18 protein-coding genes and 1 tRNA gene are annotated in these 17,317 nt (G+C 31.7%); 2 read left to right on the top strand and 17 right to left on the bottom strand.

Annotated features, from left to right (window positions below):
• Positions 1 to 4: 4 nt before the first annotated feature.
• Positions 5 to 826 (bottom strand): MBL fold metallo-hydrolase, encoded by an 822-nt coding sequence (locus AC0L0O_RS21790; RefSeq protein WP_473786112.1) that lies wholly within the window; start codon positions 824 to 826, stop codon positions 5 to 7.
• Between the two features lie 174 nt (positions 827 to 1,000).
• Positions 1,001 to 1,621, bottom strand: a complete 621-nt coding sequence (locus AC0L0O_RS21785; RefSeq protein WP_000412577.1) for a DsbA family protein — start codon at positions 1,619 to 1,621, stop codon at positions 1,001 to 1,003.
• A 692-nt stretch (positions 1,622 to 2,313) separates the two neighbouring features.
• On the opposite strand from AC0L0O_RS21785, the gene bla reads away from it, so the two are divergent.
• Complete coding sequence (gene bla / locus AC0L0O_RS21780) at positions 2,314 to 3,240, top strand: class A beta-lactamase (RefSeq protein ID WP_473786129.1); 927 nt, start codon at positions 2,314 to 2,316, stop codon at positions 3,238 to 3,240.
• Between the two features lie 211 nt (positions 3,241 to 3,451).
• On the opposite strand, the gene AC0L0O_RS21775 is transcribed toward bla, so the two are convergent.
• The 14 genes from AC0L0O_RS21775 to AC0L0O_RS21710 form a co-directional block, all read right to left on the bottom strand.
• On the bottom strand, positions 3,452 to 3,604 hold the full coding sequence (locus tag AC0L0O_RS21775) for a hypothetical protein (RefSeq protein ID WP_153597078.1): 153 nt from the start codon (positions 3,602 to 3,604) through the stop codon (positions 3,452 to 3,454).
• Between the two features lie 71 nt (positions 3,605 to 3,675).
• Positions 3,676 to 3,749, bottom strand: a tRNA-Ile gene (locus AC0L0O_RS21770).
• A gap of 233 nt (positions 3,750 to 3,982) precedes the next feature.
• Positions 3,983 to 4,978 carry a type II toxin-antitoxin system antitoxin SocA domain-containing protein gene (locus AC0L0O_RS21765; RefSeq protein ID WP_473786111.1) on the bottom strand — a complete coding sequence of 332 codons (996 nt, stop codon included), beginning with the start codon at positions 4,976 to 4,978 and terminating at the stop codon, positions 3,983 to 3,985.
• A 40-nt stretch (positions 4,979 to 5,018) separates the two neighbouring features.
• Complete coding sequence (locus AC0L0O_RS21760; protein WP_473786128.1) at positions 5,019 to 5,450, bottom strand: hypothetical protein; 432 nt, start codon at positions 5,448 to 5,450, stop codon at positions 5,019 to 5,021.
• Between the two features lie 194 nt (positions 5,451 to 5,644).
• Positions 5,645 to 5,881, bottom strand: coding sequence for a hypothetical protein (locus tag AC0L0O_RS21755; protein WP_473786110.1), 237 nt, complete (start codon positions 5,879 to 5,881; stop codon positions 5,645 to 5,647).
• A gap of 162 nt (positions 5,882 to 6,043) precedes the next feature.
• Positions 6,044 to 7,156: an RNA-guided endonuclease TnpB family protein gene (locus AC0L0O_RS21750; RefSeq protein ID WP_473786109.1), complete on the bottom strand. Its 1,113-nt coding sequence runs from the start codon at positions 7,154 to 7,156 to the stop codon at positions 6,044 to 6,046.
• 11 nt (positions 7,157 to 7,167) lie between these two features.
• Positions 7,168 to 7,542 (bottom strand): IS200/IS605 family transposase, encoded by a 375-nt coding sequence (gene tnpA, locus AC0L0O_RS21745; protein ID WP_473786108.1) that lies wholly within the window; start codon positions 7,540 to 7,542, stop codon positions 7,168 to 7,170.
• Positions 7,543 to 7,728: 186 nt separating this feature from the next.
• Positions 7,729 to 8,535, bottom strand: a complete 807-nt coding sequence (locus AC0L0O_RS21740; protein ID WP_473786107.1) for a MutH/Sau3AI family endonuclease — start codon at positions 8,533 to 8,535, stop codon at positions 7,729 to 7,731.
• Positions 8,536 to 8,979: 444 nt separating this feature from the next.
• Entirely contained in the window at positions 8,980 to 9,309 is a 330-nt protein-coding gene (locus AC0L0O_RS21735) for a nucleotide pyrophosphohydrolase (protein ID WP_000389844.1), read from the bottom strand.
• A 68-nt stretch (positions 9,310 to 9,377) separates the two neighbouring features.
• The gene (locus AC0L0O_RS21730; RefSeq protein ID WP_088119881.1) at positions 9,378 to 9,740 is read right to left on the bottom strand and encodes a hypothetical protein; all 363 of its coding nucleotides are present in this window, start codon (positions 9,738 to 9,740) and stop codon (positions 9,378 to 9,380) included.
• 247 nt (positions 9,741 to 9,987) lie between these two features.
• A complete protein-coding gene (locus tag AC0L0O_RS21725; protein ID WP_473786106.1) occupies positions 9,988 to 10,593 on the bottom strand; it encodes a hypothetical protein in 606 nt (201 codons plus the stop codon).
• Positions 10,590 to 11,072, bottom strand: a complete 483-nt coding sequence (locus AC0L0O_RS21720) for a hypothetical protein (RefSeq protein WP_473786105.1) — start codon at positions 11,070 to 11,072, stop codon at positions 10,590 to 10,592. Before AC0L0O_RS21720 ends, AC0L0O_RS21725 begins: the two co-directional genes overlap by 4 nt.
• Positions 11,073 to 11,485: 413 nt before the next feature.
• Positions 11,486 to 11,779, bottom strand: coding sequence for an ArsR/SmtB family transcription factor (locus AC0L0O_RS21715; protein WP_326043091.1), 294 nt, complete (start codon positions 11,777 to 11,779; stop codon positions 11,486 to 11,488).
• A gap of 1,498 nt (positions 11,780 to 13,277) precedes the next feature.
• Positions 13,278 to 14,375, bottom strand: coding sequence for an S-layer homology domain-containing protein (locus tag AC0L0O_RS21710; protein WP_000778958.1), 1,098 nt, complete (start codon positions 14,373 to 14,375; stop codon positions 13,278 to 13,280).
• 755 nt (positions 14,376 to 15,130) lie between these two features.
• Between AC0L0O_RS21710 and AC0L0O_RS21705 the strand changes: the two genes are divergently transcribed.
• Positions 15,131 to 15,598 carry a hypothetical protein gene (locus AC0L0O_RS21705; RefSeq protein WP_473786104.1) on the top strand — a complete coding sequence of 156 codons (468 nt, stop codon included), beginning with the start codon at positions 15,131 to 15,133 and terminating at the stop codon, positions 15,596 to 15,598.
• A gap of 246 nt (positions 15,599 to 15,844) precedes the next feature.
• Here the strand turns inward: AC0L0O_RS21705 and AC0L0O_RS21700 are convergent, their stop codons facing one another.
• On the bottom strand, positions 15,845 to 17,215 hold the full coding sequence (locus AC0L0O_RS21700; protein WP_473786103.1) for a lytic polysaccharide monooxygenase: 1,371 nt from the start codon (positions 17,213 to 17,215) through the stop codon (positions 15,845 to 15,847).
• Positions 17,216 to 17,317: the final 102 nt, after the last annotated feature.

The raw sequence follows: 17,317 nt of genomic DNA, 5'->3' as shown, positions 1-17,317 counted from the left end.
ATCATTAACCCCAAGGCATTTCTTTTGTTACAACTTTTGCACTTAATTCTAATACACCTTTATTAGCATAGCCTGGATATGCTGTTTCAAGTTTTGCTACAAAATCTTTTGAAGTTTTACTTTCCTCAGAAGCTTGAATTGCCGTTCTTAAATAAGCCATAGTTGCAGTAATCGCATGATTATCTAAGGATTTTTCAATTAATCCATGGCTCGGTACAATTACGTCAGCATTTAAAGCCTGCAACACTTTCAAGTTCTCAATCCATGCCTCCATTGCTGCTTTTGAACTAGTATCTGCTAAGAATAGATGGATTTCGTTAAATACATCTATACCACCAATTAATAATTTCAGTTCTCTGTTAAATAAGCTAGTTCTGTAATCGTCTAAGCCTACTAGTTCAAATGTTAGTCCTTGAAAATCAATAGATTTTTCCTTAAAGACTTGAGGTAATACCACATTACTTGGTGCATTTTCTCCAAGTGCATCTTTCCAAACTTTCAATTTCCCTAATACAGAATGAAGAATATGTTCAACCGTAGACTGTGTAGCATACGCTATGGCACCTGGGTAAGCAGCTTTAATACTTTCTAACCCAAAATAGTAATCAGGATCCCCATGGATAATAAAGATTTTATCTAGAGATAAGTTATTGTTTTTCAAATAACCCACAATTTCTTTCGAATCAGATTGAGTAAATTTTGAGTTTATTAAAAATGCATGTCCTGCTTTCTCAACCAAAGTTGCAGTGACCATAAAACTTTTTTCGTCTGAACTAAACACCGTCAATTTTACATCTTTTTGATTTATATCGATTGTTTTAAACATAGAATATTATTCTCCTTTTGTTAAAGTTATTAACTAGTTAACATAATTTTTATCTTGTTCCGACAGAAGCTCCCTCTTCAATTCACCTAAAAGTGTAATAGCACCAGCAAATATTCGGGAGATGTATTTCGGTTGGCATCAACTAACATGTTTGCTACTATAGCCTACTTTTTCTTAATATAAATTTTGAAATCGTGCTTCAATTTTATCTGGCGTCATTACTCCACCACCAATAGGAATAATTTGATTATCCTTTTGTAAAAGTAAAGAAGGATAACTATTAACACCAAGCTGTCGAACCTTATTGAAATCATTTTGGACATCTACAATGGTTTCTTGTGCATTTAAACGCTCTAATACTTGTTCAGGGTCCAAACCATGTTCAATTGCAATCTTACGATATGTCTCAGGATCACTTAGGCTTTGTCCATCATAATAAAACGCTTTTTGCATAGCCGACGTGAATTCTAACAAACGGTCTGGCGCTAATGAACGTAAAGCTGAAAAGCCAATTGCAGCATCTTTCGAATTCATTTTAAAAGTCCCTTCTTCCACCAATTTTTGATAAGAAGGACCAAATTCTGCACCTGTAAGTTGATTAATTCTTTTATTTCCCTCTTCTATATATGAGAAATTTTTTATTGGTAGATCATCTAAAAATAACCCCCCACATAAAACTGTTAACGGCATTTCAGTGTGTTCTTTGTAAAATCCTTTGATACTTTCTGAAAAACCATAGCACCATCCACAATATGCGTCCCATACGTATATAAGGTTATCTTGTTTTTTCTCCATTTAAATCTCCTACCTTTATTTTTATTAGCTAGTTCAGCTATCACTTAAAATTTCTTAGCTAGCTTTTTGGTTTGTAAAAGTGCATCTTTTTTAGAAACCTTATTATTTTCCCCAAAAACTAATCCTTCCAAAAAAAGATCACTAAAATTATTTATAAAAGATAACACTGCACATTATAGCTCTGAAGCAGAAAACACTACTGTTCAGAATATGCATAGTTGTTAATATAGTAGTAATTTTCTGCACTGGAAGACAATGTATAGTCCGCTATCCTTAAGCTATCCTTAATTAAATATATAAATCTTTTTTCTTAAAATAGGAAGTTGTTGTAACCAAATGAGTTACACCTTATGTAACTATATTAGTTACAACAAAATTAAAAGTCAATTCTTTTTTACAAAAAACATTAAATTTCTACTTTAACGTTTCCACAATTATGGAATTAAAATAAATTCCCTCTACCCTAAATGTCTATTGTTTAAGGTAATGAATTCTAATAACATCTTCTTATTTCTTTAAATGGAACAAACTTGCTATTTAGATTGTCTATTAATTATACATATAAAACAGGTGTTTATGATAAGAGTGATGCAAAAAGAGTGTTACCCTATACATTCTTTAATTGGATTGATATTTAGAACACCTAGAAAAAAACATATATTTTTGAAAGAGGTTGAAAATTTATGATAGTCTTGAACAAGTTTTTTAACATGTTACCTTACAAAAAGATTGTACCTGTATTATTTCTTTCATGCGCAACGCTTATAGGCTGTTCCAATAGTAATACTCAATCTGAACCACCTAAACAAGCCAAACAAGAAAATACAGTTAATCATTCTTTTGCTAAGCTTGAAAAAGAATTTGATGCTAAACTCGGTATCTATGCCTTGGACACTGATACGAATCAAACCGTTACTTATCAATCAGATGAGCGGTTTGCATACGCTTCTACCCACAAAGCTTTAGCCGTAGGAGTACTTTTACAAAAGAAATCAATAGAAGATCTAAATCAAAGAATTTTGTATACTCGTGAAGATCTTGTTAATTACAATCCAATTACAGAAAAGTATGTTGATACAGGTAGGACCCTGAAAGAGCTTGCAGATGCTTCCCTTCGATATAGTGATAATACTGCACAAAATCTTATTCTTAAACAATTAGGTGGGCCAAGTGAATTCAAAAAATCACTGATAGAAATAGGAGATACTGTTACAAACCCTGAACGTTTTGAACCAGAATTAAACGAAGTGCATCCAGGAGAGACTCATGATACTAGTACCCCAAAGGCATTAGCTACTAGTCTGCAGGCTTTCGCGCTAGGAGATGTACTTTCAACTGAGAAACAGAATTTATTAATAGATTGGATGAAAAGAAATACTACGGGAGACAACTTAATTCGTGCTGGAGTTCCAGGAGGATGGGAAGTAGCTGATAAGACTGGCTCGGGATCTTATGGAACCAGAAATGATATCGCAATTATTTGGCCACCAAATAAAAAGCCAATTGTTCTTGCAATACTTTCTAATCATGATAAAGAGGATGCTAAATACGATGATAAGCTTATTGCAGAAGCAACCAAAATAGTGTTAGATGCTTTAAAAACTCCAAATAAACAATGATAGTATTAAGCCATCAGAATTTTTTTATTTTCCGTCACAATACTGTGACGGTCTTTTTGTGTATTTTACAAGAAATCTACCATTATCACTACAAAATCACCTCCATTTCGAACATAACTTTTAATTTTTCCTTTTATTAGTATCCACAAGGATTCCATACTTAGAAATCTCCCACATAACGACCCTACAGTCTATAAGAAATAAAAGTAGTTTAATTCTTAAACATGGATTGTGGAACAACTTTTTTTCCTACTACTTTAAATTCAATTTCACCTTTTTCTCCATACATTAGTTCTATAATTGGAATAGTTACCATTAATTTTTCCTTCTTTTTTCTTTCTGTCTCTAAATCAATTATTTTCATGTCACAATCCCCTTTATTTATTATAAACAAGGAGAAAGCACTCATTTGAGTGCTTTCTCCTTGTTTATAAGTGGACCTTGTAGGACTCGAACCTACGACCGAACGGTTATGAGCCGTTTGCTCTAACCAGCTGAGCTAAAGGTCCAAAGCATAAAATTTATTTCATAAAGCGCATTCATATATATCATTTTACCATATAATGTATCAATTCACTTTACTTTTTATTTAATATGCATATTTACATCGTGGTAAAAGTGTTTATATTCTGTACTCCTAATATTTTGTAATTTGTATTATCTTTTAATACCTTTACAGAGTTCTGTTTAACAGTAAAAAATGTATATATCAATCATATTAAAAATGATATAGTTACAATATTTACTTGTTTATATTACCAAATACTCTTATGCTATATTGTTTAATATCAGAAATAGTAACTAAATTATATGCCTGTTTCATTGTGTTAAAGCAATTATCTATCTCCTCTTTTTCTAAGATAGATTTACACATATCATTATCTTCTGATTCTAGATCAGCTACTACCCATGGTAAGTCAAATAGAATCATTTTCTCTAAACTATTCCCACTATAACACCCTAAAGTATTAACTACACACTCTAATAGTTCCTTTTCTATTTGAGTTAACTGATTTGTACTATCATAATTAACTTCAAGATTGTCGTACTGATATCCTTTGTATTTATCAAAAATAACTCGATATACCGGGCCGTGACTTCCTACTTCACAATCATCTTCAAATAAATATGTTCCAGTAAACACCTTACAAAATCCTTGCGCATAGTATAAAAGTCTTTGAAGAGCTAAAGGAGTAACATCATCATTCTTATATAGCAAATAGTTAGCAACTTCCTCGATTTTCGTAGTCTGCGTAGAAATAATATCATCATTTTCCTGTAGCTTTGCGATTGCTTCTTTAGAGACTCTATATGCTTTTTGAGTAATTAAATCTTTATTTCTTTCCAAAATATCTAGCATAAAAGATTGATCTCTATCTAATCTTTTCAATATATCCGAGTACTGTTTTGTCGGAATATCTCCATTTACATACCTTGTTAGGGTAACCTCTCCCCAACCTAAAAGTAAAGACAATGGACGTTTTCCAATTTTATATTTTTCTAAAACTTCTCTTATTTCAGAAATAGTAACTAACTGTTCCTGTTGTCTATAAGCATGATCTAATTGTTCTAAATTATAATCATGAATGTTAGGAACAAATATTTCAGATTTACACTCCTCGCAATTTGCTTCTTTACCTACGTAATGATATTGCTTCCCTCTAATGACTGTCACTTTTGGAACATCTTTAGTAGAATACTTTACCATATCTCGACAAAACTCACATAAAACCAACATAAAAATCCTCCCTCATTTTAAAACCATTAGTCACTTATCTTTACCTAAAAAGATAAGTGACTAATTTATTCCTTTTATGAAAAGAAACAACTATCATGTATTTGTTCCTGTCCTTATTTTCAATTAGATTCATCTTAATATATATGTCTACTGACTTCTTTTGTCCCCAATTATCTAACTCATATTGTGGACAAAAGATATATAATTTTTCATGAGCAAAATTTGGATTTTTATTATCAACTGCATAACAAAAATCACGTACTCCTATATTAAGAAGAATCTCTTTCACCTTACTAGCGTTAATCTTATTTGCCTCTAAAAATTCACTATTCTCTTTCCTTTTTTCATTTCGAGAAACCGTAAATCGGTTATTTTTAATTAACTTTTTAAACTCTAATATGTACTGCTCAATCTCCCCGATTGTAAAATTAGTGTGCTTTTTTGTCTCCCTATTTTGAAAGCTAATATTCATTAAAATTCTTTCCCCTTTCAAATCGTACCTCATATTTACTAGAAAAACAACAAAAAAACGTATCAATTGATACGTTTTTTGTTAATTAACAGTAAACTTCCATTCTCTCCTCTTATAATCAGAACGTTTATGTCGTCTACGAAACTTCTATATGATTGTTTTGCTGTAATTTAATTCGTAAATCAATTACGTATCTACTTTAGAATCACAGCTTCATTAAACTTCTGATGAATAAAATCTTTATTTAACATAAAGCATGTTTCTCTTGTATCATCAAAAAATCTCTCATAGCCCCCTGTACCACTTCCTTTTGTTGAAACAACCAATTTAAGCTCCTTTCCTACATCATGTGAAGCTTTTGGAAGTTTACGAATGTCGCCTGTTTCAATTGTCTCCTTTATCATGTTATAAGTTTTTTCAAACTCATCCACTTCTTCAGGAGTAAATGTAACCGTGAACTACCCGCCACTTAACGTCCTAATGGACTGTTTGAAGTGGGGGCTTCTCGGTTAGTCGTTACTTTTGATAGCTAACGAATTCGTCCTAAGACAACCGAGCTAACTCCCTCGTTCCAAGGGTTATTTTATTGCTATCTATGTTAACGCTAATAGGCGTATTGCTTCATTTTTGATATTGATAGCTGCGTTATAATCTCTATCGAGATTTACACCACATATACAAGAATATACTCGCTCAGACAATGACATATTTTTTACATTTCCACAACTGCAACATGTTTTTGTGGAAGGAAACCATTTGTCTATTTTCACAAGTTGTTTGCCTTGTTCATGTAATTTATAAGCTAAAAAAGAAGTGAACATACCCCAACCATTGTCAGCGACACTTTTTCCAAAATGAAGTACTTGCGACATTCCTTTCATATTTAGATCTTCAATAGCTACAACATCAAAATGAGTAGCTAACTCTTTAGACTTATGATGAAGGAAGTTCTTACGTTGGTTCGCTACTTTTTCATGTAACTTAGCTACACGGATACGTTGTTTATTCCAACGAATAGAACCTTTTGTTCTTCTTGATAATACTCGTTGTGCCTTTGCTAATCGGTCTAACATTTCACGATAGAACTTAGGATAATTGGCTCTCTCATCCTCAGAACTGACGTATAATCGATCCATCGCAAAGTCTAATCCAACAACTGTTTCTACTTCTCTTTGTACAATCTCTTTTTCGTATTCAGTCAAGATAGACACATAGTATTTACCAGTAGGTGTCATAGAAATCGTACATGACTTGATTAGATGGTCTTGTGGTATTTCTCTATGCTGTTTAATACGTACCATTTTCAGTTTCGGCAATTTGATATGACCGTTAAGCAACATAATATTTCCGTTCACTACATTCGTTGTATAAGACTTTCTGTCTTTTTTGCTTTTGAATGTTGGGAAGTCATTTTGACCACGAAAGAAATTCTTATAGGCAGTCTGCAAGTTTAGTTGAGCATTTGCCAATGCTAATGAATCAACTTCTTTTAACCACTCAAATTCTGCTTTGTATTTCGCAGGAGTGGGAAGCTTTTGTTTCTTTAGTTGTTCCTTATCATCTTTGTGTTTTTCATACGCTTCTTTCCGTTCGGCTAACATTCTGTTATACACGAAACGTACACAACCGAAGGTTTTACGCATAAGATGTGCTTGGTCTCCTGTTGGATACAAACGGAATTTATATGCTTTATTATGCTTTGTCATATCATTTCACCTCACTTTCCCTCTTGATTTTCAATATATTTTTTTACTACGTCTATTGATGAACCACCAGTAGTTAGTAAGCAAAAACTTCTTGACCAAAACATCTCTTTCCATAGTTTCTTTCTCACTTGTGGAAAGTCTCTCTTGATAAGTCGAGAGCTTGCACTTTTATAAGCATTGATGAATTTTGTCATTTCTGTATTAGGGTGTGCCTTGAACAAAATATGAACATGATCTATATCATGATTCCATTCAACTAATGTGATGTTATAGCTTTCAGATAGTCGAACAAACATATCTTTTGCATAGTCTGACATATCATCATCAAATACATTTCTTCTGTATTTCACGACCAATACAAGGTTATAATACAACGAGAATACCAAATATTTTCCAGGAAGACTCTTCCCAAGAAATTCCAAAATCTGCAAGTTGCAAAGTTCTGAACGTTGCTTTTTCTATAGGACTGTTATCTTCTCGAATTGATATATTTTTAATTTAAAAATTAGATTTACTGAATACCTCATGCTTCTCTGGTAATTCCTTATCTGCACCTACTATCCTATTAGATACTATTTTACTAATACTGTTAGGTATTTTTTTGCTGGATTACGCTTCTCAAAAAGATTTAATATATCTAATTGATTCATCCCCTTATACGGTTTTAGTTGATTCCAAATGTATCCTTCAGGTGTGACAAATATATTAGATTTTTCACCTCTGTCCATTCTTTCTACATGGCTTCTCAAAACACCACGAAAGAAAGAATTTTTTAAGGAAAATGCTCTTGTAGGTGCAGAGATTTCCGAATTAGGCTGTTCTGCTTTTTGTCCTTTCTGTCCTTTTGTGGCCGCCCCTAGAATAACGGTATCGCCCTCAGACAATTTATGAGCAAGCCCTTCTAGCACTTTTTGCTTTATTGTGTAAAAATCATTTCGAATTATTGCTTCATCTTGCGACATGTCATAGAGTTGAAAATCTCGAATAATAAAATCTCCATACGGAACACCTTTCATATATTCGTACCAAATAATGAGCAATTTTTTGTTCTTAGAAACAACTTTGCTAAACTCATATTCTTCATGAATAATATTCTTATAATTAATCATGCTTAAAGAAATTCTTTCCTTTGCCGACCATGATCCATTTCGAAGTTTATTAAAACCAGAAACTTTCAACTCAATTCCTAATTCTCCAAAGTCTGCCTCAGGACAATTATTTAATTCATAATCGTAAAATCCTGTCTCAACAACCTTACCTAGTATTCCTTTATCATTACTATTTCCTTGTAAGAGTCCTTTTGTATCAATTTCTTTAAAACTCTTCCCAATAATTCCTTCCGTAAATGCTAATAATTGTTCCTCTGTTTTAAATTTCATACTCATCCCCACCTATCTTTCATTATTATTTAATTAATAAAACTGTACAATGAACTATTCATACATTAAAAAAAACATATCCCCCTCCTAATTCCCTTATATACAAATAAATTATTTGTAATGGTTCTCCCCTTATATAAATTTCCTTTTTTAATCTGTTATTGTATACAGAAATACATTTTCATACTTGTTTCACCCAAAACAAAAAGGGCCTCCTCAAGTCGATTAATTGTGCACAGCAAAATAAGCTATTTACACTAATCGGCTCAAAGAAGCCCTTTCAAAATTAAAGTAAGAACAAAACTTACTTCTACAACTCAACCACAACACATCAGGTGTGGGAATAAACGGAATCAGTTAAACTAATAATATACCTATATATTATAAAAGATGTATGTTTATATCAAGAAATATTTTAAAAATATAAAACTTTAATCATTCCTTCTACAGTTCATTATATTTTTTACTCGTTCCAAATGCTTTATCTACAGGATATTTCTCTGCATTCTTTATTAACTTAGAGCGTACAGCCTCTTCTAAGTCTATATTTAATTGGTCACTTAACAGCAGCAAGTAAATCATTACATCAGCTATTTCTTCTTTCATTTCCTGCATTTTAGTCTCCGTTGCTTCTTGACTGGACTTCCATTGAAAAGTCTCAAGCAATTCCGCAGCTTCTAAATTCAATGAAATGGCTAAATCCTTTGCATTATGAAATTGTCCCCAATTTCTCTCATCTCGAAATCTTATTACTGCCTTTTGTAAATCTTCCATCACTATTAGTCCCCTCTCTATTTCTTACTATCTTTTCAAACTAGAACACACTATAAGTAGTTTGCCTACTAATTAACCTTAACCCAGATATAATCATCTTCATATTTGACATTTAATTTTGAACGGAGCCCTTTCATATATGTTTTTAACTGTTTTGTAAAATTCTCATCACCGACTTGATCATATCTGTCTACATCTAAATACAACTTGAATATATTTCCTTTCGTTAACTCAAATTCCCATTTTAGAAAGTTATGTAGCATACTTTCCTTACTCAAGTATTCATTAACTTTCATATATCCTAATAGCTCATATAGATTATAGTACAATAAGCTACTCGGCCTAGGCATTTCACATTTCGGGCAATATTCTCTATATCTATCTTGCAGTTGCGTAATTATTTCAGTCCCACATTGATTACAATTATACATGTAGCAATCTCCTTTAATGGATAACTCAATTGGTCTCTCCTACATTTTTTACTCTCCTAAAATTATATATTATACTATCAGGTTTTTACATATTATTCCCATCCTACTTAAATTAAGCACTAAAAAACCTTCCATTAAGGAAGGTTTTTTAGTCTATATATCTATTTGATAGTAACCTAATAATTAATATTGTTTTAAGAAAGTTTCTCATAGCTTATTAATCAAAATGAAAGGTATCATCCTATTATTAATCTATAGATTCAAATTCAGAGAATAAGCAATTAAATAAAGTGACCTTATTACAAGAAATATATTCTGTTTCTATACCTTCTAATGTAGTATTTAATAACTCTTTAGAGATATAACTAAACCCTTTTTTATCCATAAAAATTTTAGCCTCTTCTAGAAGTTTAACGTATTGTCCACTATCACTTATATTATTGAAATTCCATTCGTCTGTTTCTTTAATATAGCTAGTTTCCTCTAACATACAGTAATAATAATTTCCTAGTAAACTAATAAAGATCCTTAAATCTACTCTTTTTCCGCCTAATAATTTAATTAACTCAATATCATCATCTAAAACTTTCTGATTACTGTGAGCTAAAACCTTATACTCTAAACACTGGCTATTAGGTAAATCCGTCCAATTAACAACTGCATTATTAGAGTATAATTTTTGAAACTTGGTATACCAAATTTTATCTATATTATCTTCTTGACTATTTTGCTTTAAAGAAAGTAATCTCCCATTTGGCTTTAAAATTTTTACTGATGATTTATCCTTAGGTCTTTCATATGAAAAAAATGAATCTACTGTATTTAAAATATCACTTTTAGTAATTATACTCATTTTCTATTATCACCCTTGTTAAATCTCTTATCTGTTAGTAATTTTTTTGCCTTTTTCGCATCTTTATTTCCTTTTTTAGCTAAATCTTCAATCTCCTTCACCGTTTTATTTTTCATTGAGCCTGGAAATTCCTTATTAATAGCACCTTTTTTATATTTACCAATGACATCTTGTGCTTTCATTCCAGAAATACCAACAGCAGATCCAATTGTAACTAATTTACCTGCTTTCCATACCTTATGAACTACTTGTGCGCCTCTAGCTCCCCAAATAATCACAGGAATGGCTAATGGGAATGCAAATCGTTCTACTTGATTAAATTCTGCCACTTCAATTTTACTATCTTCTACTGTTTCTACATTAATAACCGGTACATTATCTAATTCATGAGTCGCTGCTTGCGTACTCATAGAAAATGATGTAGTTAATAGAGAAAATGCCGAAATACCTAATAATGATTTTGCTAATAACCTTTTCATAACAACCTCCAAATATTCCTATTTTTACCTTACATGTAAATTTTACGATTTATTAGGAAGTGACTTCAAGTCTGTTTATTACTAAAATAATTTGTTATAATTCTTATAAGAAAACTCAGTTAATACAGTAGGTTTATTATTTATAAAGAAAATAATAAACCTACTTCACATCTTCCTATGAATTAGCTAAATTCCATCAATATAGACAACCCAAAAAACATTTAATAACATAAACATAATTATAAGCTCTATTGAAAACAAATTAGTAGATCTTATTTCATTACACTTCTTTGAAAGGTACAGAAATTCTATGAACAATATTTTCTTATTTAAACAGGAATCCTCATAAAATAGAATTATTATATATAAAGTTCCCTACTTAATAACAGGAAATTTTTTTACTTTTTATTAACCTACAAACCTAAAATTCCAACAATCTCACGAGCTTTAGCATTATCTATATAATAATGCATCTCTAATCCCTTTCTTTCTGCACGAAGTACAGTTCCCCTTAATTTTGATAGATGCTGTGAAACAGTAGATTGTGGGAGTTTTAATATTTCCGTTAACTGCGTAACATTACACATTTTATGTTTCATTAATTCATTTACAATTTGTAATCGAACCGGATGTGCCATTACCTTTAAAACATCTACGTCTTCTTCGCGGATTTCAGCTAGATTTCTATCAGTTACTACTGTTTTCATTTCGCATTCTCCTTTATTATTAATTTCTATTTTTCTTATTATCCTTATAATTAGTACTTATAGATGATTGCGATTTGTCCTGTTGAGAAAATATTTTCTCTTCTTAAAACAAAAAGGACACCTATCCTGAAAACAGTTTTTTTACATAACTTTGATCTATGATTAACACGCTTTACTAAGCTAAAATACTTCTCCTATCCTTTGTTTAAAGCAAGTAAAAAATTCTGCTTTTGCCTTCCCATCCTGCAAAATTGATAAGCAGTATCCCCCATCTCACACTCTACAAAAATAATCATTTTATTTCTCAATATGGATACCTGGAATTTAAATGCCAAAAATGGTAATATGAAGTCACCTTCAGTTGTCAATTGTGTCCCTTTTTGGAAAGGCCCTGTCTATAATGACAAGGCCTTTTAAATTTTCCTAACCTAAAATATCCTTTATATTTCATTTTTTAGTTAACCCTAATAATATGTATGCCTCTTTTAATGTAATTAAATCTATTTTACACTCCTCCATTTAGAGATGCTAAATTAACAAATGTCTATTAAAAATTTATCGTTTTCCGACAGAAGACTCCTTCCTCAAAAATGTGAAGGTGTAAAACACCAATTTTAGGTGGGAGATGAATGTCGGTTGGCATAAGCCAACATGTTTGCTACCATATACTTGTACAGATTGCTCTTTGAAAACTGAAGATATGAGGTTGGTTGCAGAAAAACGTTGCAACCGTAAAATCTTCAACGTTCTTTCTCCCCACGTTTGCTGAAGTTGCGAAAACCAAGCTAAAGTAGGAAGCGTGGTGAGTCAACGTACAAGATACTTATGTTTTCACCGTAGGGACTACGGGCAGAGCCTGCTAAGATAACTTTTGGATACATCGGTGTTCGCAGGAATCTCCCACTTCAAACAGTCCGTAAGGACGTTAAGTGGTGAGTAGTTCAACACTTTTACTTCTCCCAATTAGTTTTTATCACCTAATTTTAAATGTATAATCACAAAATAATTATTAGAAACACCTTTTATAAGAAGAACTATTTTTCTATGAAATTTGGTTTACGAATGCTAATTTATCCCCGTTTAAATCTCTTTTATAGTAAAAATTAATCTTATGCACAAACTAATTAATAAACTGTGGTATAACGGATATAGAAATTAAGTTTAATTTTAAATAAAAAGAAGAGTTAATTTTTGATTAACTCTTCTTTTTGCAATTTCCTGCTCGTTATTAGCAATTAATTCACGAAAATGCTCTTCTCTATTTTCTTTTATAAACTTCATCGTTTCTATTTTTCCTAATCAAATTAGCTCCTAAACGTTACATTTTTCATACAATACTGATTCCCAACAGTACTATATGGAATAACTAAACATTATCTTATATACTCTATTAAAAATCTACACTACATAGAGTGAATGTTTGTTTCTATCCAATTACTTGCTTCTTTAATCACAATAATAACTTCTTCTATCAGTTTAAACCCTTGTAAAAGGTTAATTATTCACCAATATAAATGTACCAGCCCTTATAATTAGCTGTTTGTCCCATTTTTATTTTATGTCGGCCTTTATCAAATGCATATTCCACATTTACATTTTTGACCAATCGATCAATCTCTTTGTCTAGATTTAAATCAGGGTATATCATAGTAACCCATCTTTTCGTCAACTCAATAGATGGGTTATAATTTTCGAAGCTAATAGTAAAATTATTACCGCCCTTTTCATCTATACTCAATGGTCCATACCAATCTTTATTTTCTTTTAACATTTTAGATGAAGCTAAATATAGTACAGCACTTGTCTCCCAATACTTTATATCTAGATTATATTTCTCATTTATCTCTTTAATGAGATTCTGTGCCTCTTTAGATACAGATTTACTATACACAGGAACAATATCAACCAACGATTTATCAAAAGTGAAATCCTCTGTCACCATGGATCTCGGTATCCCCAACGGCATTACTTCAGGTTGTCCCGGCTTCTCTAACTTACGCATTGCACTATATAGAAACTGTGCATACTGCTCACGAGTTACTACTTTTTTAGGCTCAAATAAATTGTTACCTGTGCCCATAACAATTTTGTTCTCTTGCAGGGCACTAATCGCCTCAGTAGCCCAATAATTTTTTTCCACATCATTAAAAGTAGTAATAGATTGTTGCTTTAAATTAAATGTTTTTTGTAAAATTACCGCTAATTGTTCACGAGTTAAAATATCATTTGGTCCAAATTCATTATCCCCATATCCATTCATAAGACCAGAACTGACAACAGCATAAATTTCTTTTTCAAACATAGTACCTTTTACATCTTTAAATTGATCTTCAAACCTATCACCTACAAGTAATGGCTGTAGATACACATATAGCAGACGAGCTACTTGTCCTCGCGTAATATTATCGCCTAATCCAAACATTCCATTTCCATAGCCAGCTATCACTTTTTTATCTTTTAGATGCATAATTGCATCATAAGACCAATGATTTGCAGGAACATCTTTAAATGCTGTATCTGCCTGTACATTTGCTAACGATGTTAATGTCGTCGTAGCAAGTGTAGCTCCTATTAAAAGCATTTTTGTTAGTTTCATACTATAATCCCCTTATTCCTATAATTTATTATTACAGATTATTTCATTCGCCTTATATAATTCCTTTCCTATCATATTAATATTAACATAAAATACAATAATTGTTATATACAGATATACATTGATATTTTCATTCATATATTAATAACCTCTGTTCTATTTTCGGAATGCCTCTGAAAATAAATTTCGTTGAGTATGTATGCAAAAGAATTGTTGATAGTAAATAAAACAGAATTTACTATCAACATGATGAAATATTTAATAGCATTAAGGCATTACATGAATTATCAGATGCTTAAACTTTTTAAATAACTAAAATTATATAGACCAAAAAGAACCCCGTAATAAGAAAAACTATACAAACTGAGCATCTGCAACATTTGTATAAAACATTTTTATTTAATTCCTTTATTTCTCGATAATGGATAGATCAAATTTATTGTCTCTTGTTAGTAGATTCCAATATTATGTATAATGAAATCATTATTTTACCAATAAAAGGTAGATGAGAGATGATACAAGTAAATAAACAAAACGTATCATCGAGATATTAAAGGATCTATTTAATGTACATTAAGATACATATATAGGATTTAAAACCATGAAATTTTATGTACAGATTGAATTACTACAAGATGGAGGATTGGTAACAAATGTACTCAAGAAAAAAGAGCATTCAATTTGCTTAATGTTATAAAACTACTTGATGTGACATTTGTTGAATGAATTAAAAACATACTCAGGGGGAATTTCAAATGAAAACATTTAGTAAAGTAGTATTAGCGGGAACATTGGCTCTTGGCAGTTTAGCAGTAATGAATGTGGAAACACCGAAAGCTCATGCTGATGGGGCGAGCGAATATTGTCGTTACATATGCGGTCCTAAAGAAACATTAAATAATTTCACAATTCAACTTTCAGATACGAAATACAGACTGGGACAAAATATCATTCTACGAGCAACAAATGATAATGCATATGATGTACATTACACAGCATCTTTTGAAAAACAATACGATACTGGTTGGGATTATTATGACGCTGATTTTCGCTATGGTTCATTATTACCAGCTGGAACAAATGTATATGAAGATCTTTATGCTGAGACTGGCAATGGTGGAGCAATTTCTGAACCAGGAACATATCGCATGAAAGTTGAAGTAATACATGCAGGTGGACACGTTGATACAATGTACACAGCGCCAATTACATTGGCAAATTAAATAATAAGATTGCTTCATATCTTATTGTTTTTATTATCTATCAAATATTTATTCAAAGTACCTAATCTTTTTATTCTTATTAGGTACTTTGAATAATAGTTTTCTTATTTAGTTTCGTCCCCTATTAATAGATATTGAAAATGCAGAAATTGATATCCAAACAATTTTAAGAGTTAAAAAATAGGAATACCTTCTCTTATAATTGTGCCATTATTTAAAAACTAAAGGGGTTCACTATTGCCATCATTAGTTTACTTCTTTCCATAATGACAATGCAAAAATCCAATTTGGATCCCCATTCCCTTGATAACTCTGAACTGCCTCATACACCTTATCCTCATGAACTACTCTATCTCCTACTTTATACGCTTTACGCGCATCCCATTGTTCATAAGAGTTTTCTTGTCCTTTTGTAGTAACTGTGATGGCATCACTTTTCATTGATTCATTACCAGATGTATCGACAGCAGATACTACATACTTATATGCTGTATTCGCTTGCAAATCTTTGTCCATAAATGAAGTTGTATTAGCAGTACCTATTTCTTTCATGACTCCTCCAACTTCTCTGTATACAATATAATGGCTCACATCTATATTATCTTCCGATGGACTCCACATTAAATCAATACTACTTGTAGTGGTTCCCATACTGTGTAATCCTTTAGGCTGGGTCGGTGCTTCTGTATCTGGTTTTTCCTCTGTTGTTTTAATAACTAGTGCTTCACTTTCCTCAGATATATTTCCTGCAGCATCTACTGCTCTTACTGTATACGTATATTCTGTATTTGGGTTTAATTTTTTATCAATTACACTTGTACCGACTACAGTATTAATTAATTCCCCATTACGTAGCACTTGATATTCTTTCACCCCTTCATTGTCTGTTGCAGGTTGCCAATTAAGTTCTACACTATTTGAAGTAGCTTTTATTACTTGTAGTTCAGATGGCTGAGTTGGTGCCTCTTTATCTGGTTTTTCATCATTTATTAGATTCACATCAATCACATTATAGAAAGCGTTTACAGTGTCAGCTACATCCCAAACAGCTAAAATAACATGGTACCCACTACGATCAGTTGGTACATTGATTTTATGTGATAAATTATTAGATGCTTTAGAACCATCGTGTTTTATAGTATCAATTAACTCGAAGTCTGCTCTTGTTAAAGGTTTATTTGGATCCCATCCCTTTTTCGTGATGTAATAGTGCCATTGACTTGTTGAATGGGGAGCTGTGTATTTCCAAGTGAAGGTATTTTCTCCGCCCTTAATCGTATTCTTAAACCATCGATCAGCTGTTTGTTGATCGAGAATCCCACCAAACAGACCTCCTGCTGAAGCAATTTTCCCGTCTGCTGGTCCACCCTGTGGGAATCCTTTAGGAGCTTCTAAACTTTGCGGTTCATACATTATATTTCCACAATTTAAATTCAGCGCTCCATAATTTTGACTGCATAAAGCTGCACGGCTACCTGGCTTTTCAACAAACCCATGTGCATAGGCATTTTGAGGAATAAGAGTTGTACTCATAATTCCCACTGCTACTGCAGCAGCACTTAACCCTTTTTTATTTGTAGCCATTTTTCTAAACTGCCCTAAAATTTTTTTATTCATACTACTAGTCCCCTCCTATTGAATTTCTTACTATATTTAAGAGTATGGATGTAAGTGAAGGCTAAACACGTATAACTAAAATTAACAATTGAATACAAGATT

Source organism: Bacillus sp. GS3m_15504 (genome assembly GCF_055825275.1).
The sequence above is the reverse complement of the archived record's forward strand: the minus strand, read 5'-3'. Positions and strand labels throughout refer to the sequence as shown.